Source organism: Streptomyces sp. NPDC091416, assembly GCF_044756845.1.
Classification (GTDB): Bacteria; Actinomycetota; Actinomycetes; order Streptomycetales; family Streptomycetaceae; genus Streptomyces.
In genome coordinates this window covers 206,874-230,897 of the sequence record NZ_JBIVTU010000010.1, presented here as the reverse complement: position 1 = coordinate 230,897, position 24,024 = coordinate 206,874, and the positions used below count along the sequence as shown (strand labels likewise).

The following is a 24,024-nucleotide window of genomic DNA, read 5'->3' as shown; positions in this document are numbered from 1 at the left end:
ACCGCACTCGGCGCGGCCCGGCACGTCCTGCGCGCATGCCCGCCCATACTTTCTGGAGGTACCCCCATGTCCCGTCGCGACGGAGACGTCCTGCCCCTGACCGCGGCCCAGCGGGAGATCTGGCTCGCCGAGCAGAGCTCCCGGACCCCGATCCCGGGCTACCGCGTCGGTGAATGCCTGGAGATCCACGGGCCGGTCGACCCGAGGCTGTTCGAAGCCGCGCTGCGCCGGGTGGTCGACGAGGTCGACGCCCTGCACGTGACCTTCGCCGACGACGGCGAGGGCCCGCGCCAGATCCTCCGCGAGTCCTGGGACTGGGCGCCGGTCCACCTCGACCTCGGCACCGAACCGGATCCCCGGGCCGCGGCCATGGGCTGGATGGAACGGGACCTGGCCCGTCCCCTGGACCTCGGCCGTGATCCGTTGTTCGGCCACGCCCTGATCCGACTGTCGGCGACGGAGTTCCTCTGGTACCTGAACTACCACCACGTGGTGCTGGACGCGATCAGCAGCTCCATGGTCCGGCAGCGGGTCGGCGAGGTGTACTCGGCGCTGGCCGAGGACGGTGTCGTCCCGCAGTCCCCGTTCGGCTCGCTGCGGGATCTCGTCGACAGCGACGCCGCCTACCGCTCGTCCACCGCCTTCATCGCCGACCGCTCCTACTGGACCGAGCGCTTCGCCGACCTGCCCTCCCCGACCCGCCTCAGTGACACGTCCGCGACCGACCCGCACCGGGCTCTGCGCGTGGCCGGGGAGGTGGAACTGCGAAGCCCCGAGGCGCTGCGGGCCGCGGCGGACCGGGCCGGTGTCCGGTGGTCCCGGATGGTCGTCGCGGCGACAGCGCTCTACGCGCACCGGCTGAGCGGCGCCCAGGACGTGGTGCTCGCCCTCCCCGTCACCGCCCGCCGAGGCTCCGGCCGCGACCTGATGTCGGTGCCCGGCACGATGTCCAACGTGGTGCCGCTGCGCCTGACCGTGCGGCCGGACATGCCGTGGGGCGATCTCGTCGCCCAGGCTGCCCGGGAGGTCGAGGCGGCCGTCGCGCACGAGCGCTACCGCAGCGAGGACCTGCTGCGCGACCTCGGCGCGCCCGGCGGCATCGGAACCGCGTTCCCGCTGATCGTCAACATCATGGCCTTCAACGCCAGGCCGAGCTTCGCCGGGCATCCCGCCTCGGTTCACCACTTCGTTTCGGGCTCCACCACCGACCTGGCCGTCTGGGTCTTCGACTACCGGGACGGCAACCCCCCGCTCCTCCGGCTGCACGGCGCTCCGGAGGCGTACGGCGACGACGACCTCGCCGCGCACCAGCAGCGGCTGCTCGCCCTGCTCGACTGCGTCGCCGACTGCGACCCCGAGAAGACGGTCGGCCGGATCGACCTGCTCACGGACCGGGAGCACCGCGAGGTGGCGGCCCTCGGCACCGGGCCGACGGCAGCTGCTCCGGCCGAGAGCCTGCCGGAGCTGTTCCGGGAGCACGTCCGGGCGACCGGTGACCTTGTGGCGCTGGTGTGCGGCGACGTCTCACTGACCTATGCGGAACTGGACGCCCGGGCGAACCGGCTGGCGCACGCGCTGATCGCGCGCGGCGCGGGACCGGAGCGGCTGGTGGCGGTGTCACTGCCGAGGTCGGCCGAACTCGTGGTGGCGATCCTGGCGGTGCTGAAGACCGGCGCCGCGTATGTTCCGGTCGACCCCGAGTATCCGGCCGCCCGGATCGCGTACCTGCTCGACGACGCCCGCCCGGCTCTCGTGGTGACCGATGCCCGCAGCGGTGAGCGTCTGCCCGACGCGGGCACCGTCGACCGGCTGGTGCTCGACGGGCCGGGGACGGCCGCCCTGCTGGCGGGCTGCCCCGCCTCGGACCCGATGCCGGCCGTCGATCCGAGCCACGCGGCGTACGTGATCCACACCTCGGGTTCCACCGGCAGGCCCAAGGGTGTGGTGGCGACGCACGGCGGTCTGCTCGACCTGCTCACCGACCACCGGCTCGTGCAGTTCGCGCCGCTGCTGGAGGACCGGCGGCGGCTGCGCGTGACGCTGACCACCTCGGTGTCGTTCGACGCCTCCTGGAACCAGCTGATGGCCCTCTTCGCCGGCCACGAGCTCCACGTCCTGGACCATGCGACCTGGACCGACCCCGAAGCCTTCGTGGACTACGCGGCGTGCCGCGGGCTGGACTACGTCGAGGCCACGCCTTCCTACCTTCACGTGCTCGTCGCCCATGGGCTGCTGGACCATCCGCAGGGCCGCCCCTCGCTGGTGGCGGCGGGCGGCGAGGCCGTCCCCGAGGAGCTCTGGCAGCGGTTGCGGACCGCCGGCGGACCCTCCTGCCTCAACCTCTACGGGCCCTCGGAGTGCACCGTCAACTCGGTGGCCGCGCCCGCGGCATCCAGCCCGCGGCCGGTCATCGGCCGGCCCGTCACCAACGCCCGGCTGCATGTGCTCGACGCCGCGTTGCGCCCGGCGCCCGCGGGTGTGCCGGGCGAGCTGTACATCGCGGGTCCGGGTCTGGCGCGCGGCTATCTGAACCGGCCGGGTCCGACCTCGGGACGGTTCGTGGCGGACCCGTTCGGGCCGTCCGGCACGCGGATGTACCGCACGGGCGACCTGGTGCGGTGGAACCCGGACGGAAACCTGGAGTTCCTCGGCCGCACCGACGACCAGGTCAAGGTCCGCGGCTTCCGGATCGAACCCGGTGAGATCGAGGCGGTCCTCGCCGGGCACCCGCAGGTCGCCCGGGCCGCTGTGGCGGTGCGCACCGACGAGGAACCCCTGCTGGTCGGCTACGTCGTCCCGGTCGCGGGACAGGACGTCCGGGCGGACGCGCTGCGGGCCCTGCTGCGGGAGCGGCTGCCCGAGCACATGGTGCCCTCGGCGTTCGTGATGCTGGACGCGCTGCCGCTGACACCGAACGACAAGCTCGACCGGCACGCGCTCCCGGCACCCGGGCGGCAGGCCGTCGCGCCGGGCCGAGCTCCGCGCACCGCGGTCGAGCACCTCCTCTGCGGGCTGTTCGCCGAAGTGCTGGGCCTGTCGGAGGCCGGTGTCGACGACGACTTCTTCGCTCTCGGCGGGCACTCCCTGCTGGCCACCCGGCTGATTGCCAGGGCACGGTCCGTGCTGGGCGTGGAGCTGAGGCTGCGCGACCTGTTCGACGCGCCGACGGTGGCGGAGCTGGCGGCCGCGGTGGACGTCGCGGGCCGGGCGCGCCCGGCGCTGGAGCGGTGCGAGCGGCCCGGGACGGTCCCGCTGTCCTTCGCGCAGCGCCGGCTGTGGTTCCTGCACCGCATGGAGGGCCCGAGTGCCACTTACAACATCCCGCTGACGCTGCGGCTGTCCGGACGTCTGGACCGGCGCGCCCTGCAAGCCGCCCTGTCGGACGTCGCCGAGCGGCACGAGAGCCTGCGCACCGTCTTTCCGGTGGTCGACGGTGTGCCGTGCCAGCGGGTGCTCGACCTGGACGCGGCACGTCCCCGGCTGCGCGTGACGGAGCTCGCCGGGCGCGACCTGCCGGACCGGCTGGCACAGGCGGCGCGGTACGGCTTCGAGCTCGCCGAGGAGCCGCCTTTGCGTGCCGAGCTGTTCCGGCTCGGTACCGACGAGCACGTACTGCTCCTGGTGGTGCACCACATCGCCGGTGACGGGTGGTCGACGGGGCCGCTCGCGCGGGACCTGGCGACCGCCTACGCGGCCCGGAGCGAGAAGGCGAGGCCGGAGTGGTCGCCGCTGCCGGTCCAGTACGCCGACTACGCCCTCTGGCAGCGGGAGTTGCTGGGTGACGGCAGTGACCCCGACAGCCTGCTCGGCAGCCAGCTCGCCTACTGGCGCGACAGGCTGGCGAACCTTCCCGAGCAGGTCGAGCTGCCCTTCGACCGGCCCCGGCCCGCGGCGATGTCGTACCGTGGCGCTCACCTGCCGATCACGATCGACGCCGGTCTGCACCGGGAGCTGCGCGAAGTCGGCCGCGACGGCGGAGCCAGCCTCTTCATGGTGCTCCAGGCCGGTCTGGCCGCTCTGCTGGGCAAGCTCGGCGCCGGTACCGACGTCCCGATCGGCACGCCGATCGCGGGACGCACCGACGAGGCCCTGGACGACCTGGTCGGATTCTTCGTCAACACCCTGGTCCTGCGCACCGATCTGTCCGGCGACCCGTCGTTCACCGACCTGGTGGGCCGGGTGCGTTCCGCCGCGCTGGCCGCGTACGCGCACCAGGAGGTGCCGTTCGAGCACCTCGTGGAGGCGTTGAACCCGACCCGGACACTTGCACACCACCCGCTGTTCCAGACCATGCTCACTCTGCAGAACGCGCCGTCCGGCACCTTCGGCCTGCCGGGGCTGCACGTGGAGACCGGCCTGGTCCCCACCGGGACGGCCAAGTGCGATCTGACCTTCTTCCTGACCGAGCAGCCCGGTGAGGACGGGTTGTCGGGCGTACTGGAGTACAGCACCGACCTGTTCGACGCGGCCACCGTCACCGAGATCGTCGAACGGTGGCTGCGGCTGCTGCGCGCCGTCGTCGCCGACCCCGGCCGAAGGATCGGTCAGGTGGACGTGCTGTCCGCCGACGAGCTCCGGGCCCTGCTGCCGGCCGGCACCGGCCGGGGCGGGGAGCTGCCGGAGAGCAGCCTGCCCGCGCTGTTCGAGCGGCAGGTGCGGGCGGACCCGGATGCCACAGCCCTCACGGACGGCGAAGCCACGCTGACGTACGGCCAGGTGAACGCCCGCGCCAACCGGCTGGCGCATGCCCTGATCGACCGCGGGGTGCGGCCGGAGGACCGGGTGGCGCTGGCCCTGCCGCGTTCGGCGGAACTGGTCGTCGGGGTGCTCGCGGTCCTCAAGGCCGGCGCCGCGTACGTACCGGTGGACCCGGCGTACCCGGCCGCCCGCATCGCCTATCTGCTGCGGGACACCCGGCCCTCTCTGCTCGTGACGACGAGCCGGACGGGAGAGCTGCCGGCGGCGGAGCACGTGGACCGGCTGCTGCTGGACACCGCCGACCTGGACGAACTGCCGGACACGGACCCGGGGCTCGACGTCGATCCGGGCCAGGCCGCCTACGTCATCCACACCTCGGGTTCCACCGGCAACCCCAAGGGTGTGGTGGTCCCGCACCGCAACGTGGTGCGCCTCTTCGAGACCACGCGGGAGCTCTTCGGCTTCTCCGCCGAGGACGTGTGGACCCTCTTCCACTCCTACGCCTTCGACTTCTCGGTCTGGGAGCTGTGGGGCCCGCTGCTGCACGGCGGCCGTCTGGTGGTCGTGGACCACGACACCAGCCGCTCGCCCGGCCGGTTCCTGGAACTGCTCGCCCGCGAGCGGGTGACCGTGCTCAACCAGACGCCGTCCGCCTTCTACCAGCTGATGCAGGCGGACGCGGAGGCCCCGGAGACCGGCCGCCGACTCGCCCTGCGCACGGTGGTGTTCGGCGGTGAGGCGCTGGAGCACGCCCGCTTGGCGAGCTGGTACGACCGGCATCCGGAGGACACGCCGCGGCTGGTCAACATGTACGGCATCACCGAGACCACGGTGCACGTCACGTACGCGGCGCTCGACGGGTCCGGCACCACTGCCGGCCGGATCGGCACGGGCCTCCCGGACCTGCGGACCTACGTGCTCGACGACGGCCTGCGGCCGGTGGCCCCGGGCGTACCGGGCGAGCTGTACGTCGCGGGCGCGGGCCTGGCGCGCGGCTACCTGAACCGGCCGGGCCTGACTGCCGGGCGGTTCGTGGCGGACCCGTTCGGACCGCCCGGGGCACGGATGTACCGCAGCGGTGACGTGGTGCGCCGCGCGGCGGACGGCAGCCTGCGCTACGTCGGCCGGGCCGACCAGCAGGTGAAGGTGCGCGGCTTCCGGATCGAGCTCGGCGAGATCGAGGCAGCGCTGGCCGCGTGCACGGAGATCGCCCAGGTCGCCGTTCTGGCGCGGCAGGACCGGGCCGACGACACCCGGCTGACCGCGTACCTGGTTCCCGCCGCGGGCGCCGCACCGAGCTCCGCCGGCCTGCGGGAGCACCTGCGCGAGCGGCTGCCGGAGTACATGGTGCCGTCGGCGTTCGTCGTGCTGGACGCGCTGCCGCTGACCGTCAACGGAAAGCTGGACCATCGGGCCCTGCCCGCTCCCGACCTCACCCCGGCAGCCCCCGCCCGGGCGCCGCGCACTCCGCACGAACAGATCCTCTGCGAGCTGTTCGCGGAGGTCCTGGGGGTGGCGTCGGCCGGCGTCGAGGACGGGTTCTTCGAGCTGGGCGGGCACTCGCTGCTGGCTACCCGACTCGCCGCCCGGATCCGCGCGACGCTCGGCGTGGAGATGCCGCTGCGCACGCTGTTCGAGGCACCGACCCCGGCGGGACTGGCCGCTGCCCTGGCGGCGGCCGGGCCGGCGCAGACCGCCCTGGTCCGGCGCGAGCGCCCCGGCGTGATCCCGCTGTCGTTCGCGCAGCGACGGCTGTGGTTCCTCCACCAGTTGGAGGGCGCGGGCGCGAACTACCACATCTCCCTGGCGTGGCGACTGTCCGGGGAGCTGGACCGGCAGGCCCTGGAGGCCGCCGTGGCGGACGTGGTGGCCCGGCACGAGAGCCTGCGCACCGTCTTCCCGGCGGCGGACGGCGTGCCGCACCAGCAGGTGCTGGCGGTGGACGCGGCCCGCCCGCGGCTGCGCGTGAGCGGGGCCACCGAGGCAGGTCTGCCCGCTCTGATGGCGGCGGCCAAGGACCGGCCGTTCGACCTGGCGGCCGACGTGCCGCTGCGCGCCGAGCTGTTCGAGGCGGCGCCGGACGAGCACGTCTTCCAGCTGGTGCTCCACCACATCGCGGGCGACGGCTGGTCGCTGGGCCCGCTCGTGCAGGATCTGACCGCCGCCTACACGGCGCGCCGCCGCGGCGCGGAGCCGCAGTGGTCGCCGCTGCCGGTCCAGTACGCCGACTACACCCTGTGGCAGCACGAACTGCTCGGCGACTCCACCGACGGGGACAGTCTGCTCGCCGGTCAGGCGGACTACTGGACCCGGCAGCTGGCCGGTCTCCCCGAGCTGATCCAGCTCCCCACCGACCGGTCCCGCCCGGCGGTCGCCTCGCACCGGGGCGGTGCCGTACTCGCCGGTTTCGACGCCGAACTGCACCGGGGTCTGCGCGAGCTCGCCCGCGCGCACGGGACCAGTCTGTTCATGGTGCTCCAGGCCGGGCTGGCGGCCCTGCTGAGCAAGCTCGGCGCGGGCGACGACATTCCGGTCGGCAGTCCGGTCGCCGGCCGGACCGATCAGGCGCAGGACGAGCTGGTCGGCTACTTCGTCAACACTCTGGTGTTCCGTACCGACACCTCGGGCGATCCGACGTTCGCCGAGCTGCTGGGCCGGGTCCGGGACACCGCGCTGGCCGGCTACGCCCACCAGGACCTTCCGTTCGAGCACCTGGTCGAGGTCCTGAACCCGGCCCGGTCGCTGGCGCACCACCCGTTGTTCCAGGTGATGCTGGTGCTGCAGAACGCGCCCAGGGCCGATTTCGCGCCGCCCGGGCTGCGCGTCGACGACCTGCCGTCGGCATCCACCACGGCCAAGCTCGACCTGATGCTCACCGTGTCCGAGCGGCACGCGGAGGACGGCTCCCCGGCGGGGATCGACGGGTCCGTCGAGTACGCCTGCGATCTGTACGACGCGACCGCCGTGGAGTTGATGGCCGGGCGGTGGGAGCGGCTGCTGCGCGCCGCGGTCGCCGATCCGCGGCAGCGGCTCAGCCGGTTCGACCTGCTCACCGCCGAGGAGCACCGTGAGCTGACGGAACGGAGCACCGGGCCGGCGGTGGCGCCTGCCGAGGGCGTGCCGGAGCTGTTCCGGGCTCAGGTACGTGCGATTCCTGACGCCCTCGCGGTGGTGGGGCCGGAGGCGTCGCTGACGTATGCGGAACTGGACGCGCGGGCGAACATGCTGGCGCACGCGCTGATCGCGCGGGGCGCCGGACCGGAGCGGCTGGTGGCGGTTGCTCTGCCGAGGTCCACCGAGCTGGTGGTGGCGATCCTGGCGGTGCTGAAGACCGGCGCCGCGTATGTTCCGGTCGACCCCGAGTATCCGGCCGCCCGGATCGCGTACCTGCTCGACGACGCCCGCCCCGTCCTGACGGTGACCGACGCCCGCACTCTGGGCCGGCTGCCGGAGGGTGCCGCCGGCCGGCTGGTGCTCGACGAGCCGGAGACGGCCGCCGCGGTGGCGAGCTGCCCGACGGCCGATCCGATGGTGGCCGTCGACGCGGCCCACCCCGTCTACGTGATCTACACCTCGGGTTCCACCGGCAGGCCCAAGGGTGTGGTGGCGACGCACGGTGGCCTGGCCAATCTGTTCGCCAACCAGCGGCCGCTGTTCTCCGGCGCCGGGAAGCGGCTGCGGATGGGGCTGACCACCTCCGTGTCGTTCGACGGCTCCTGCGACCAGCTGTTCGCCCTGTTCGCGGGCCACGAGCTGCACGTCCTGGACGAGGCGACCTGGTCCGACCCGGAGGCCTACCTCGAGTACGCCGTGCGCGCGGACCTGGACACGGTCGGCGGCACCCCTTCCTACCTGCAGGTCCTGATCGAACACGGTCTGCTGGACGATCCGCGGTGGCGTCCTTCGGTGGTCGCGCTGGGCGGAGAGGTCGTGCCCGAGCAGCTGTGGGAACGGCTGCGGGCGGCCGACGGCGTGTTCTCCCTGAACTACTACGGGCCGTCCGAGTGCACGGTGGACTCGGTCGTCGCGCCGCTGGAGTCGAGCCCGCGCCAGGTGATCGGCAGGCCGTTCGGGGGTGTCCGGCTGCATGTGCTCGACGCCGCGTTGCAGCCCGTACCCGCGGGCGTGCCGGGCGAGCTGTACATCGCGGGTCCGGGTCTGGCGCGCGGCTATCTGAACCGGCCGGGTCCGACCTCGGGACGGTTCGTGGCGGACCCGTTCGGGCCGTCCGGCACGCGGATGTACCGCACGGGCGACCTGGTGCGGTGGAACCCGGACGGAAACCTGGATTTCCTCGGCCGCACCGACGACCAGGTCAAGGTCCGCGGCTTCCGGATCGAACTCGGTGAGGTCGAGGCGGTCCTCGACGAGCACCCGGGGATCGCGCGGGCCGCCGTGACCGTCCGGCAGGACCGGGCGCGGGGCCCCCGTCTGGTCGCCTACCTCCAGGCGGCAACCGGGGCGGAGCTCCGGCCGGAGGACCTGCGGGCGCACCTGCGCGAGCGGCTGCCGGAGTACATGGTGCCGGCCGCGTTCGTCTCCCTCGACGCCCTGCCGCTGACACCGAACGGCAAGCTGGACCGGCGCGCCCTGCCCGAGCCTGAGCCCGGCGCGACCCCGGCCGGCCGGGCGCCGCGCTCCCCCCGCGAACACGTGCTGGCCGGCCTGTTCGCCGAGGTGCTGGGCGTGCCTCGGGTCGGCGTCGACGACGACTTCTTCGACCTCGGCGGACACTCCCTGCTCGCTACGCGGCTGGTGGCGCGCGTCCGCGCGACGCTGGGCGTGGAGCTGGCCCTGTCGGCCCTGTTCCGTACCCCGACCGTGGCCGGACTGGCCGCCGGGCTGGGCGGCGCGGACCGGGCCCGGCTCGCCCTGGAGCGGGCGGAGCGGCCCGACTTGGTACCGCTGTCGTCCGCTCAGCGCCGGCTCTGGTTCCTGCGCCAGCTGGAGGGCGACGAGTCGGTCTACAACATGCCGCTCGCGTGGCGTCTCTCCGGGCCGCTGGACCTGGCGGCTCTTGAGGCGGCGCTGAGCGACCTCACCGGCCGGCACGAAACCCTGCGCACGGTCTTCCCGGCCACGGACGGCATGCCCTGCCAGCGCGTACTCGCCACGGAGGAGGCACGACCGAGTCTGCCGGTCACCCCGGCCGACGAGCCGGCCCTGCCGGAACTGCTGGCGGCGGCCGCCGCGCGCGGTTTCGATCTCGCCACCGAACCCCCGCTGCGCGCCGAGGTCTTCGAGATCTCGGCGGACGAGCACGTCCTGCTCCTGGTGATGCACCACATCGCCGGTGACGGCTGGTCGCTGGGCCCGTTGGCCGCCGATCTGGCCACCGCGTACGCGGCCCGTCGCCAGGGCGGGGCGCCGCAGTGGGCGACGCTGCCCGCGCAGTACGCCGACTACACCCTGTGGCAGGACCGGCTGCTCGGCGACGCGGCCGACCCGGACAGCCTGTTCGCCCGTCAGACCGACTACTGGACGCGGACACTCGCTGGCCTGCCGGAGCAGATCCGGCTCCCCGCCGACCGCCACCACCCCGCGTCACCTTCCTGCTCCGGCGGCCACCTGGCCATCGAGCTCGACGCGGAACTCCACGCCGGCCTGGTCCGGCTGGGCCGGGAGAACGGCGCCAGCGTGTACATGGTGCTGCAGGCCGGTCTGGCATCGCTGCTGGACAAGCTGGGTGCGGGTACGGACATCCCGGTCGGCAGCCTGATCGCCGGCCGGACCGACCAGGCGCTGGACGACCTGATCGGGTTCTTCGTCAACACCCTTGTGCTCCGCACGGACACCAGTGGCGATCCGTCCTTCGCCGAGCTGCTGGTCCGGGTCCGGGAGCGGGCTCTCGGCGCGTACGCACACCAGGATCTGCCGTTCGAGCATGTCGTCGAGGCGCTCAATCCGTCCCGGTCGCTCGCCCGGCAGCCGCTGTTCCAGGTGCTGCTCGCGCTGCAGAACGTGCCCCGCACCGAGTTCGAGCTGAGCGGTCTGGCCGCCGAGATCATGCTGGTCCGGACGCCGACGGCGATGTTCGACCTCGGCTTCCACCTGCTGGAGCGCGGCGGCACGGGCGGGCCGGCCGAGGGCATCGTCGGGCGGGTCGAGTACAGCGCCGACCTGTTCGACGCCGCCACGGTGGAGGCACTGGTCGCCCGGTGGCTGCGGCTGCTGGCGGCCGTGGTCGCCGACCCGGAGCGTCCGCTGAGCCGGGTCGACGTCCTCACCGCCGAGGAGCGGCGCGAGCTGTTGGTCGCCCGCAACGACACGGCCTGCCCGACGCCCGACGCCACCCTGCCCGCCCTGTTCGAGTCGCGGGCGCGGGCGACGCCCCAGGCCCCGGCCGTGGTGTTCGAGGACACCGTGCTGACCTACCACGAGCTGAACCGCCGGGCCAACCGCCTGGCCCACGCGCTGATCGCCCGGGGCGTGGGACCGGAGCGGGTCGTCGCTTTGCGGCTGCCTCGTTCGGCCGAGCTCGTGGTCGCCGTCCTCGCGGTGCTCAAGACGGGCGCGGCGTACCTCCCCGTCGACCCGGACTACCCGGCCGCCCGCATCACGTACATGCTGGAGGACGCCGGTCCGGCCGTCGTGCTCGGCGATCTCGCCGACGTCACACCGGCCGGCGAGCTGCCGGAGCACGATCCGGCCGTCCCCGTGGACGCCCGGCACCCGGCCTACGTCATCTACACCTCCGGTTCCACCGGCCGGCCCAAGGCCATCGCGATGCCCGCCGCCGGACTGCTCAATCTGCTGGAATGGCACCACCGGACGGTCGGCGGCGAACCCGGCACGCGCACGGCCCAGTTCACCGCGATCAGCTTCGACGTCTCGGTGCAGGAGGTGCTGTCCGCGCTGCTGTACGGCAAGACGCTGATGGTGCCGGCCGAGGAGCAGCGCCGCAGCGCGGAGCTGCTCGCCCGCTGGCTGGACCGGCACCGGGTCGAGGAGCTGTTCGCGCCGAATCTGGTGATCGAGGCGCTGGCCGAGGCCGCCGAGGAGGCCGGGCTCGACCTGCCGCACCTGCGGATGGTCGCCCAGGCCGGAGAGGCCATGCGGCTGAGTGGTCCCATGCGCCGCTTCCGGGCCCGCCGGGCGGGCCGGGTGCTGCACAACCACTACGGACCCGCCGAAACCCATGTGATCACCGCCTACCCGCTTCCGGCCGACTGCCCGCAGCCGGTCCCGATCGGCCGGCCCATCGCCAACTGCCAGGCTTATGTGCTGGATTCGGCGCTGCGGCCGGTGGCACCCGGCGTGCTGGGCGAGCTGTACCTGGCCGGAGCGGGGCTGGCGCGCGGCTACCTGAACCAGCCCGGTCTGAGTGCCGGGCGCTTCGTCGCCCATCCGTACGGGCCGGCGGGCGCGCGGATGTACCGCACCGGTGACCTGGTGCGCTGGGGTGCCGACGGCGAGCTGGAGTTCGCGGGCCGGGTCGACCACCAGGTCAAGGTGCGCGGGTTCCGGGTCGAGCCCGGCGAGATCGAGGCCGAGCTGACCGTGCACCCGGGCGTGTCCCAGGTCGCGGCACTCGCCCGGGAGGACCGGATCGTCGCCTACGTCGTCCCCACGGACGCGACCGGGGTGACCGCGGCGGCGCTGGCGGAGTTCCTGCGCGAGCGGGTGCCGGCGTACCTGGTTCCGTCCGCGTTCGTGCTGCTCGACGCGTTGCCGCTGACGCCGAACGGCAAGCTCGACCGGGCGGCTCTGCCCGCGCCGGATCCGGGCCCGGCCGCCGGCGGCCGGGCGCCGCGCACGCCGCAGGAGCAGATCCTGTGCGAGGTGTTCGCCGAGGTGCTGGGTCTCGCCGCCGTCGGGGTCGACGAGGACTTCTTCGAGCTGGGCGGGCACTCCCTGCTCGCCACCCGGCTGGTCTCCCGGGTCCGGGCGACGCTCGGGGTCGAATTGGAGCTGCGCGCCCTGTTCCGGACCCCGACCGCTGCCGGACTGGCGGCCGCGCTGCCCGGCGCCCGAACCGCGCGTCGGGCACTGGTGCCCCGGCCCCGCCGCGAACTGATGCCGCTGTCGTTCGCCCAGCGGCGGCTCTGGTTCCTCCAGCAGTTCGGGGCGCCGAGCGCCACGTATCACATGCCGCTGGCCCTGCGGCTTTCCGGAGACCTCGACCGGGCCGCACTGAGCGCCGCGCTCGTGGACGTGGTGGACCGGCACGAGACCCTGCGCACGGTCTTCCCGCACACCGGCGGAATTCCGTACCAGCGGGTGCTCGACACGGCCGAGGCCGCCGTCCCGTTGTCCGTGCGTACGGCCGGCGAGCGGGAGGTGGCCGCGCTGCTGCGCGAGGCGGCGGTGCGCGGCTTCGACCTGACGTCGGAGGTGCCGCTTCGGGCGGAGCTGTTCGCGGTCGCGCCGGACGAGCACGTGCTGCTGCTGGTCATGCACCACATCGTCGGGGACGGCTGGTCCATGGGCCCGCTCGCCCGTGACCTGGCCGCCGCCTACACCACCCGGCAGGGCGGCGTGGCTCCGGTATGGCCACCGCTGCCCGTGACCTACGGCGACTACACCCTGTGGCAGCACGAGATCCTGGGCGACGAGGACGACGCCGACAGTCTGTTCGCCCGCCAGGTCGCCTACTGGACGCAGACGCTGGCGGGTCTGCCCGAACAGTTGCAGCTGCCCGCCGACCGGCCTCGCCCGGCCTCGATGTCGTACAGCGGTGACGTGCTGGAGCTCCGGATCGATGCCGGGCTGCATGCGGCGCTCGTGGAGTTGGCACGCCGCTCGGGAGCGACCCTGTTCATGGTGCTGCAGGCGGCGTTGGCCGCGCTGTACACGCGGCTGGGGGCCGGTACGGACATCGCGATCGGCAGTCCGGTCGCGGGGCGCACGGACGAGGCGCTGGACGATCTGGTCGGGTTCTTCGTCAACACACTGGTACTGCGCACCGACACCAGCGGCGATCCGAGCTTCGCGGAGCTGCTCGGCCGGGTCAGGGAGACCGCACTGTCGGCGTACGCACACCAGGACGTACCGTTCGAGCACCTCGTGGAGGCGCTGAACCCCTCCCGCTCCCTGTCCCACCACCCGCTGTTCCAGACCGGTCTGGTCGTGCAGAACGCGCCGGGCGGCGCATTCGAGCTGCCGGGCCTCCAGGTCTCCGGCATGGCCGTGCTCACCGGAACCGCGCGGCTCGACCTGACCTTCGGATTCGCAGAGGAGTACGGCCCCGACGGCGAGCCGGCCGGACTGGGCGGCGCTGTCGAGTACAGCACCGACCTGTTCGACCGGGCGACGGTCGAGACCCTGACCGCCAGGTTGACCAGGCTGCTGGCCGCGGTCGCCGCCGCACCCGACCGACCGCTCGGCGGGATCGACCTGCTGTCGTCCGAGGAGCGCGACGAGCTGCTGCCCGCAGTCGGGGAGCAAGCGGCCGGCGTGAGCCTGGCGGAGCTGTTCGCGGCGCGGGTGGCGGCCGCACCGGACGCGACCGCGCTGGTCTGCGGAGACACCGAGCTCACCTACGCACAACTCGACACACGCGCCAACCGGTTCGCCCATGCGCTGATCGCCCAGGGGGTCGGACCGGAACAGGTGGTCGCGGTATCCCTGCCACGCTCGGTGGAATCGGTCGTCGCAGTCCTCGGCGTACTCAAGGCAGGCGCCGCCTACCTGCCCGTGGACCCCGCCTACCCGCCGTCACGCATCAGCTACATGCTCGACGACGCCCGCCCCGCCGCCGTGATCGACAACCCCGCCACGGTGACCGAAGGCCACTGGCCCGGCACCGCCCCGGACACCACACCCGACACCCGCCACCCCGCCTACGTCATCTACACCTCGGGCTCCACCGGCCGCCCCAAGGGCGTCGTCGTGAGCCAGGCCGGGGTGTCGGGCCTGGTGGCGGCACAGATCGAGCGGCTCGGTGTGGCGCGGGGCAGCCGCGTGCTGCAGTTCGCCTCGCCCAGCTTCGACGCGTCCTTCTGGGACCTGTGCAGCGCGCTGCTCACCGGTGCGGCCCTCGTACTGGCCCCCGCCGAGGCTCCGCTGGAGGCGCTGACGGACCGCCGGTTCTCCGTCACCCATGTGACGCTGCCGCCCTCCGCCCTGGCTGCGCTGGACGGCGCCGAACTCACGGCGACCACCCTGGTGGTGGCGGGCGAGGCGTGCCCGCCCGAGCTGGTGCAGCGGTGGGCACCCGGACGCCGGATGATCAACGCGTACGGCCCGACCGAGACCACGGTCTGCGCGACCATGAGCGACCCGCTGTCCCCCGGGCCCGGCGCGCCGCCCATCGGGCGACCGGTCGCGGGCTTCCGGACCTACGTACTGGACGGGCGGCTGCGCATCGTCCCGCCCGGCGTGCCCGGGGAGTTGTATGTCGCCGGCCCGGGTCTGGCACGCGGCTACCTGGACCGGCCCGGCCTGACCGCGGGACGGTTCACGGCATGCCCGTTCGGACCGGCGGGCGCACGGATGTACCGCACCGGCGACCTGGTGCGGCAGCGTGCCGACGGCGAGCTGGAGTACGTCGGCCGGGCCGACCAGCAGGTGAAGGTCCGCGGCTTCCGCGTCGAACCCGGCGAGGTCGAGGCCGTCCTGGCCGAACACCCCGCCGTCGCCCGGGCCGCCGTCGCGGCCCAGGACGACCGGCTCGTGGCCTACGTGGTGGCCCGCCCTGATCTGGCCGCCCGCCCTTCGGAGCTGGCGGCGCACCTGCGCGAGCGGCTGCCGGACTATCTGGTGCCTGCCGTCTTCATGGCGCTGGACGCGCTGCCGCTGACGCCCAACGGAAAGCTGGACCGGGCGGCACTGCCCGTGCCCGAGGCCGCTCCGGCGGGCAGCGGGCGCGTGCCGCGCACCCCGCGGGAGCAGATCCTCGCGGAGTTGTTCGCGGAGGTGCTCGGCGTGCCGCGGGTCTCGGTCGACGACGATTTCTTCGAGCTGGGCGGGCACTCCCTGCTGGCCACCCGGCTGGCCGCCCGGGTGCGCTCGGTACTCGGTGTGGAACTCGAACTGCGGGCGCTCTTCCAGGCGCCCACCGTGGCGGGCCTGGCCGGGGCGCTGGCCGAGGCCGGCCGCGCCCGCCCCGCGCTGACCCCGTACGAGCGGCCCGAGGCGGTGCCGCTCTCCTTCGCCCAGCGTCGGCTCTGGTTCCTTCACCGCATGGACGGCGCCGCCGCGACGTACCACATCCCCCTGGCGCTGCGGCTGGCCGGAACACTCGACCGCCCCGCACTGGATCGGGCGCTGGCCGACGTGGTGGCCCGGCACGAGAGCCTTCGGACGGTGTTCCCGGAGGTTGCCGGCGTGCCCTGCCAACGTGTGCTGGACCCGGCCGCGGTCCGCCTCGGGGCCCGGCCTGCCCAGGTGACGCAGGACGAGCTGCCGGAGCGGCTCGCCGAGTCCGCCCGGCAGCCCTTCGAGCTCGCGACGGAGCCGCCGCTGCGCGCCGAACTGTTCGCGCTCGCGCCGGACGACCATGTGCTGCTGCTGGTCATGCACCACATCGCCGCCGACGGCTGGTCCACCGGGCCATTGGCCCGCGACCTGGCCGAGGCGTACTCCGCCCGTTGCGAGGGCCGGACGGACAGCCGACCGGACCTGCCCGTGCAGTACTCCGACTACACGCTGTGGCAGCGCGAGCTGCTCGGCGACGCCGCGGACCCGCAGAGCCGGTTCACCGAACAGCTCGGCTACTGGAAGCGGCAGCTGTCCGGCCTGCCCGAGCTGCTCCCCCTGCCCACCGACCGGCCCCGCCCGGCTGTCGCGGGCCGGCACGGGGACCATGTCGGCCTGGACCTCGAACCGGAACTGCACGCCGCGCTGGCGGAGTTGGCGCGGAGCACCGGGACGAGTCTGTTCATGGTGCTGCAGGCGGCGTTGGCCGCGCTGTACACGCGGCTGGGGGCCGGTACGGACATCGCGATCGGCAGTCCGGTCGCGGGGCGCACGGACGAGGCGCTGGACGATCTGGTCGGGTTCTTCGTCAACACACTGGTACTGCGCACCGACACCAGCGGCGATCCGAGCTTCACGGAGCTGCTCGGCCGCGTGAAGGAGACGGCGCTGTCGGCGTACGCACACCAGGACGTACCGTTCGAGCACCTCGTGGAGGCGCTGAACCCCTCCCGCTCCCTGTCCCACCACCCGCTGTTCCAGACCATCCTTGCCGTCCAGAACGCGCCGATGGGCCGGTTCTCGCTGCCCGGCCTGGACGTCACCACCTACGCGGTCGCGACCGGCACCGCCAAGTTCGACCTGGGCGTGAGCATGGTCGAACGGTTCGGTTCCGACGGGAGTCCGGCCGGAATCGCCGGCGCGGTCGAGTACGCCACCGACCTGCTCGACCACTCGACGGTGGCCTCCTTGGTCCGGCGCTGGACGCTTCTACTGAAGGCCGTCACCGCCGACCCCGGGCTGTCGATCGGGGAGATCGATCTCCTCGGCTCCGACGAGCGGCACCGGCTGCTGGAACGCGACAACGCCACGGCCCGGGACGTCGACGCCGTCCCGCTGCCGCAGGCCTTCGCGGCGCGGGTGGCTGCCGCACCGGACGCGACCGCGCTGGTCTGCGGAGACATCGAGCTCACCTACGCACAACTCGACGCACGTGCCAACCGGTTCGCCCATGCGCTGATCGCCCGGGGAGTCGGCCCGGAGCAGGTGGTCGCGGTATCCCTGCCGCGCTCGGTGGAATCGGTCGTCGCCGTCCTCGGCGTACTCAAGGCAGGCGCCGCCTACCTGCCCGTGGACCCCGCCTACCCGCCGTCACGCATCAGCTACATGCTCGACGACGCCCGCCCCGCCGCCGTGATCGACAACCCCGCCACGGTGACCGAAGGCCACTGGCCCGACACCGCCCCGGACACCACACCCGACACCCGCCACCCCGCCTACGTCATCTACACCTCGGGCTCCACCGGCCGCCCCAAGGGCGTCGTCGTCGGCCACGGAGGTGTGGCGAGTCTGGTCGCCGGACAGATCGAGCGCTTCGCGATCGAACCCGGCAGCCGGGTGCTCCAGTTCGCCTCGCCCAGCTTCGACGCCTCGGTTTCGGAGATCTTCACCGCTCTGCTGGGCGGCGCCACCCTGTTGCTGCCTCCCGCCGGCGATCCGGTGGCCGCCCTGACCGATCCGGGCCTCGGCGCCACCCACGTGACGGTGCCCCCGTCCGTCCTCGCCGCTGTGCCGGACGGCACGGTGACGGTGTCGACGCTGGTGGTGGCGGGTGAGGCGTGCCCGCCCGAGCTGGTGCAGCGGTGGGCCCCCGGACGCCGGATGATCAACGCGTACGGCCCGACCGAGACCACGGTCTGCGCGACCATGAGCGACCCGCTGTCCCCCGGGCCGGGCGCGCCGCCCATCGGGCGACCGATCGCCAACGCCCGTGTGTACGTGCTGGACGACCGTCTGCGGCCGGTGCCTCCGGGCGTGACGGGCGAGCTGTACGTCGCGGGCGCGGGCCTGGCGCGCGGATACCTCCACCGGCCGGGTCTGACGGCGGGGAGGTTCGTCGCCTGCCCGTTCGGGCCCGGTGAGCGCATGTACCGCACGGGAGACCTGGTGCGGCGGCGGGGGGACGGCCAGCTGGAGTACGTGGGTCGCGCCGACGACCAGGTGAAGGTCCGCGGCTTCCGCGTAGAGCCCGGCGAGGTCGAGGCCGTCCTGGCCGAACACCCCGCCGTCGCCCGGGCCGCCGTCGCGGCCCAGGACGACCGGCTCGTCGCCTACGTCGTCCCGCGCCGGGAAACCGCCCGGGACAGCGCCCTGGAGGCGGACCACGTGGGCGAGTGGCAGGACGTCTACGACGCCCTGCCCATCTCCCCCGACGCGACGGCCTTCGGCCACAACTTCGTCGGCTGGAAGAGCAGTTACGACGGCGGCCCGATCCCCGTCGAGCAGATGCGGGAATGGCGCGACGCGACCGTGACCCGCATCCTGGCCCTGAGGCCGCGCCGCGTGCTGGAGATCGGAGTCGGCACCGGTCTGCTGCTCTCGCAGATCGCGCCCCGGTGCGAGACCTACTGGGCGACCGACTTCTCCGCCACCGCGATCGACGCCCTGACAGCTCAGGTCGAGAAGGAGGAGGGGCTGGCCGGGCGCGTGGTGCTGCAGACCCGTCCGGCGCACGACACCGACGGGCTGCCGGCCGGTGAGTTCGACACCATCGTGATCAACTCGGTGGTGCAGTACTTCCCGACCGCCGACTACCTCGCGGACGTGATCGGGAAACTGATGAAGCTGCTCGCCCCGGGGGGCGCGCTCTTCGTCGGCGACGTCCGCAACCTGCGGCTGCTGCGCCCGCTGGCCACCGCTGTCGAGCTGCACCGGGCCGGCGACGGCTCCGACCGCGCGGCCGTGCGCCGTGCGGTGGAGCAGGCTCTCAGGGTGGAGAAGGAACTCCTGGTCGATCCGGACTTCTTCACCGTCCTGCGCGAGCGCGGCACGGACATCGGCGCGCTGGCCGTGGAGGTCAAGCGCGGCCGCCACCACAACGAGCTGACCCGCTACCGCTACGACGTGACGCTGCACAAGCCGCTCGTCGACCCGAAGCCCCCGGCCGCCTCGGTCGAGCTGGCCTGGGAGCGGCAGATCACCGGGACGGCCGGGCTGCGCGAGCTGCTCTCCCAGCCGGCCGCCGAGGTCCTGCGGATCACCGGAGTACCCAACCGCCGCGTGGTGCGGGAAGCCGCGCTCGCCCGGGCGTTGCAGGAGGAGGACGGACCGCTCGCGGAACTGCTGGAGCGGCTGCGCGCCCCGGAGGAGAGCGGCCTCCCCGACCCGGAGGACTTCCACGTCCTCGGCAGGGAGTTCGGCCGCACGGTGACCGTCACCTGGTCAGCCGCCGCGGCGGACGCCGTGGACATCGTGCTCGCCGGTCCGCAGGCGCTCCCCGGCCCGACAGCCCTGCCGGCCCGCCCGGCCGGGGCATCCGGCCGGGCGCTGTCCTCGCTGACCAACCGCCCGGCCGGCAGCCGTGGCACCGGTGCCCTCCTCGGCGAGCTGCGGGACTGGCTGCACGGGCGGCTGCCCGACTACCTGGTTCCGTCGGCGTTCGTCGCGATGGACGCGCTGCCGCTGACGGCCAGTGGCAAGCTCGACCGCCACGCGCTGCCCGCCCCCGACCTCGGCACGGCCGCTGCCGGGCGGGCGCCGCGCACCCCGCAGGAGCAGGTCCTCGCGGAGCTGTTCGCCGAGGTGCTCGGGCTGGCACAGGTCGGAGTCGACGACAGCTTCTTCGACCTCGGCGGACACTCGCTGCTGGCAACCCGCCTGGCCTCCAGGGTCCGGGCGACCCTCGGCGCGGAGCTGGAGGTACGGACCCTGTTCGGGACCCCGACCGTGGCCGGACTGGCCGCCCATCTGGACGGTTCGGGAGCGGCGCGGCCCGCGCTCACCGCCCGCCCCCGTCCGGAACACCTGGAACTGTCCTTCGCCCAGCGCCGCTTGTGGTTCCTGCACCGGATGGACGGGCCGAGCGCCACCTACAACATGCCGCTCGCGCTGAGCCTGACCGGCAGCCTGGACCGGGCGGCCCTGCATGCCGCGCTCGCGGACGTGATCGCCCGGCACGAGAGCCTGCGGACGGTCTTCCGCGAGACCGACGGCGTTCCGTACCAGGTCGTGCTGAGCCCCGCGCAGGCACATCCGGCGCTGCCGGTGGCCGAACTCGACGAGAGCCGGCTGGCCGAGCGCCTGGCGGACACGGCCCGGCGCGGCTTCGATCTGGCCGCGGAGCCGCCGGTCCGGGCCGAGCTGTACGCGCTCGCCCCCGACCGGCACGTGCTGCTGGTCGTGGTGCACCACATCGCCGCGGACGGCTGGTCGATGGGACCGCTCTCCGGCGACCTCGCGACGGCCTACGCGACGCGCTGCCGGGGCGAGGAGCCGCAGTGGTCCCCGTTGCCGGTGCAGTACGCCGACTACACCCGCTGGCAACGCGACCTGCTCGGTGACGCCGCCGATCCGGACAGCCTGTTCGCCCGGCAACTGGCCTACTGGAAGGACGAACTGACCGGAATCCCGCAGCAGATTCAGCTGCCCGCCGACCGGCCCCGGCCGCCGGTGGCCTCCCAGCGGGGCGACCGGGTCGTGGTCCGGCTCGACCCCGAGCTGCACCAGGCGCTGCGGGACCTCGCCGCCGCGCGCGGGGCCAGCATGTTCATGGTGCTCCAGGCCGGTCTCGCCGCTCTCCTGGACCGGCTCGGTGCCGGTACGGACATCCCGATCGGCAGCCCGATCGCCGGCCGTACCGACCAGGCACTGGACGAGCTCGTCGGCTTCTTCGTCAACACGCTGGTGCTGCGCACCGACACCAGCGGCGACCCCGGCTTCGGCGAACTGCTCGGCCGGGTGCGGCACAAGGCGCTCGCCGCGTACGACCACCAGGACGTGCCCTTCGAGTACCTGGTCGAGGTGGCCAACCCGGTGCGGTCGCTGGCCCATCACCCGCTGTTCCAGATCATGCTGGCCCTGCAGAACGCGCCGCTCGGCGAGTTCGCCCTGCCGGGGCTGGAGACGGGCCACCTGGAGGCGCCGACCGGGACCGCCCGGGTCGACCTCACGTTCAGCCTCGCCGAGCAGTTCCGCCCCGACGGCGGCGCCGACGGGCTGGTCGGCGCGGTGGAGTACGCCACCGACCTGTTCGACGCGTCCACGGTGGAGCTGCTGTTCGAGCGCTGGGCCCGCCTGCTGCGCGCGGCGGTCGCCGACCCCGGCCGGCCGATCAGCGCGATCGACCTCATGTCCGACGCCGAACGCCAACGGCTCCTATACGGCTTCAACGACACGGCCGCGGAGCTGCCGTCGGCCTCGGTGCCGGAGCTGTTCGCCCGTCAGGTGCGGGCCACCCCGGACGCGGTCGCGGTCGTGTCGGGCGGCACCGAGCTGACCTACGCGGAGCTCGATCTGCGGGCCGATCGCCTGGCGAGGGCGCTGATCCGCCAGGGCGTACGGCCGGAGACGCCGGTCGCGGTCCTGATGGACCGCTCGGCGGAGCTGGTCGTGGCGATCCTGGCGATCGTCAAGGCGGGTGGCGCCTACGTCCCGCTGGACCCCCGCTTCCCGTCCTCCCGGATCGACCTGATCATGCGGGAGAGCGGGGCCGCCCTGGTCCTCACCCCGGAGCTGTTCGCCGCACTCGTGCGGACCGCGGCCGCCGAGCCGTACGACGTCGACGTCGCCTGCGAACCGGGGCAGGTCGCGTACATCATGTACACCTCCGGCTCGACCGGACGGCCGAAGGGCGTGGCCGTGACCCACGGGGACGTGGCGGGTCTGGCGCTGACACCCGAATGGCGTGGTGGCGGACATGAGCGGGTGCTGATGCATTCTCCGACCGCCTTCGACCTCTCGACCTACGAGCTGTGGGTTCCGCTGCTCAACGGTGGCCGGGTCGTGGTGGCGCCGCCCGAGCAGCTCGGCCTCGACCTGCTCCAGCACACGATCACCACGCACGGGGTGACCGGACTGTGGCTGACCGCCGGTCTGTTCCGTCTGGTCGCCGAGGAGCGGCCGGGCGTGCTCGCCGGGGTCCGTGAGGTGTGGACCGGCGGCGACGTGGTCTCCCCCGCCGCCGCCGCGCGGGTGCTCGCGGCCTGCCCCGGCATCGAGGTGGTCAACGGCTACGGGCCCACCGAGGCCACCACCCTGGCCACCTGTCACGCTGTGCGCGACCTCCCCGAGAACGCCGCTACCGTGCCGATCGGCGGGCCGATGGCCAACATGCGCGCCTATGTGCTCGACGAGCGGCTGCGGCCGGTGCCGGCCGGCATGGTCGGTGAGCTGTACCTCGCGGGGACGGGCGTGGCACGCGGCTACTTCGGCCGCCCCGGCCTGACGGCCGAGCGCTTCACCGCCGACCCGTACGGGCCGGCCGGAAGCCGGATGTACCGCACCGGCGACCTCGCCTGGTGGCGCCCGGACGGACACTCCGGGACGTCGGCCGGGGGTGGCACCCTGGAGTTCGCCGGACGCGTCGACCACCAGGTCAAGCTGCGCGGTCAGCGGATCGAGCCCGGGGAGATCGAGGCGGTCCTGACAGGCTGCCCGGGCGTCGCCCAGGCAGCGGTGGTCGCCCGGGAGGACCGGCCGGGAGACAAGCGGCTGGTCGCCTACCTGATGGCAGCGTCCGAGGGTGCGCCCACGACGGCCGAGCTGGCCGGCCGGCTGCGCCGCGAACTGCCCGACTACATGGTTCCGGCGGCGTTCGTCACCCTGGACACGCTGCCGCTGACCGCCAACGGCAAGCTCGACCGAGCCGCGCTGCCGGCCCCCGACTACGGGGCGTCGGAGGCCGGGCGCGGCCCCCGGACGCCGCAGGAACAGCTGCTGTGCGGCCTGTTCGCCGAAGTCCTGGGCCGGGAACAGGTGGGCATCGACGACGGCTTCTTCGATCTGGGCGGGCACTCGCTGCTGGCCGCCCGGCTGGCCTCCCGGGTTCGCGAGACCCTCGGCCTGGAGCTGGGACTTCGCCTGCTGTTCGAGGCACCGACCGTGGCCGGGCTCAGCGAACGCCTGGGCATGAACGGTCCGGACGACGCGCTGGACGTGCTGTTGCCGCTGCGTTCGACCGGGACGGGCACTCCGTTGTTCTGCGTCCATCCCGGCGGCGGCATCAGCTGGTCCTACAGCGGGCTGCTGAACCACCTCGGTCCGCAGCATCCGGTGTACGCGATCCAGGCGCGCGGCCTCGGCCGCCCCGAACCCCTGCCGACGTCGTACGAGGAGATGGCGGCGGACTACGCGGACCACATCCGGAAGATCCAGCCGGAGGGCCCGTACCTGCTGCTCGGCTGGTCCGCGGGCGGACTCATCGCCCACGCACTGGCCTGTGAACTGCAGGCCCGCGGTGAGCGCACCGCGCTGCTGGCGATCCTCGACGCCTACCCGGTGAAGGACGTGCGGTTCGAGGAGGAGCCGGTGCCCACCGTGCGGGACGTGCTCGTCGGGGTGCTCGACGTCGACCCGGACGAGCTGGAGGACCAGGAGATCACCTATGCCGAGGTCGCCGAGGTACTGAACCGGCGCGGCAGCGCGCTGGCCGGCCTGAACGAGCGGCAGGTCGAGGTGATCGTCCAGATCATGATCAACAATGCGAAGCTCGCGGTCGACTTCGTCCCGGGCCGGTACGACGGGGACCTGCTGCTGTTCAACTCCACGATCGACCGGGACCACGACGACGCCGGTCCGGCTCTCTGGCACCCGTACATCACGGGCCGGATCGAATCCCACGAGATCACCACCCGGCACGACCAGATGACCCAGGCCGGATCGCTGGCCCAGATCGGACCGATCCTGGCCGCCAGGATCACCGAGGCCACCGGCGACGCCGGTGACACCACCCATTCCCCTCAGGAGGACTGA

The 24,024-nt window shown here is 73.4% G+C and carries 1 protein-coding gene; it reads left to right on the top strand.

Annotation, left to right across the window (positions count from 1 at the left end):
- Positions 1–66: 66 nt before the first annotated feature.
- Positions 67–24,024: a non-ribosomal peptide synthase/polyketide synthase gene (locus ACIQMX_RS28185; RefSeq protein ID WP_402482166.1), complete on the top strand. Its 23,958-nt coding sequence runs from the start codon at positions 67–69 to the stop codon at positions 24,022–24,024.

What these genes read in the sequence shown, in the direction of transcription:
- ACIQMX_RS28185 (WP_402482166.1), top strand. Translation starts at nt 67, where the DNA reads ATGTCCCGTCGCGACGGAGACGTCCTGCCCCTGACCGCGGCCCAGCGG.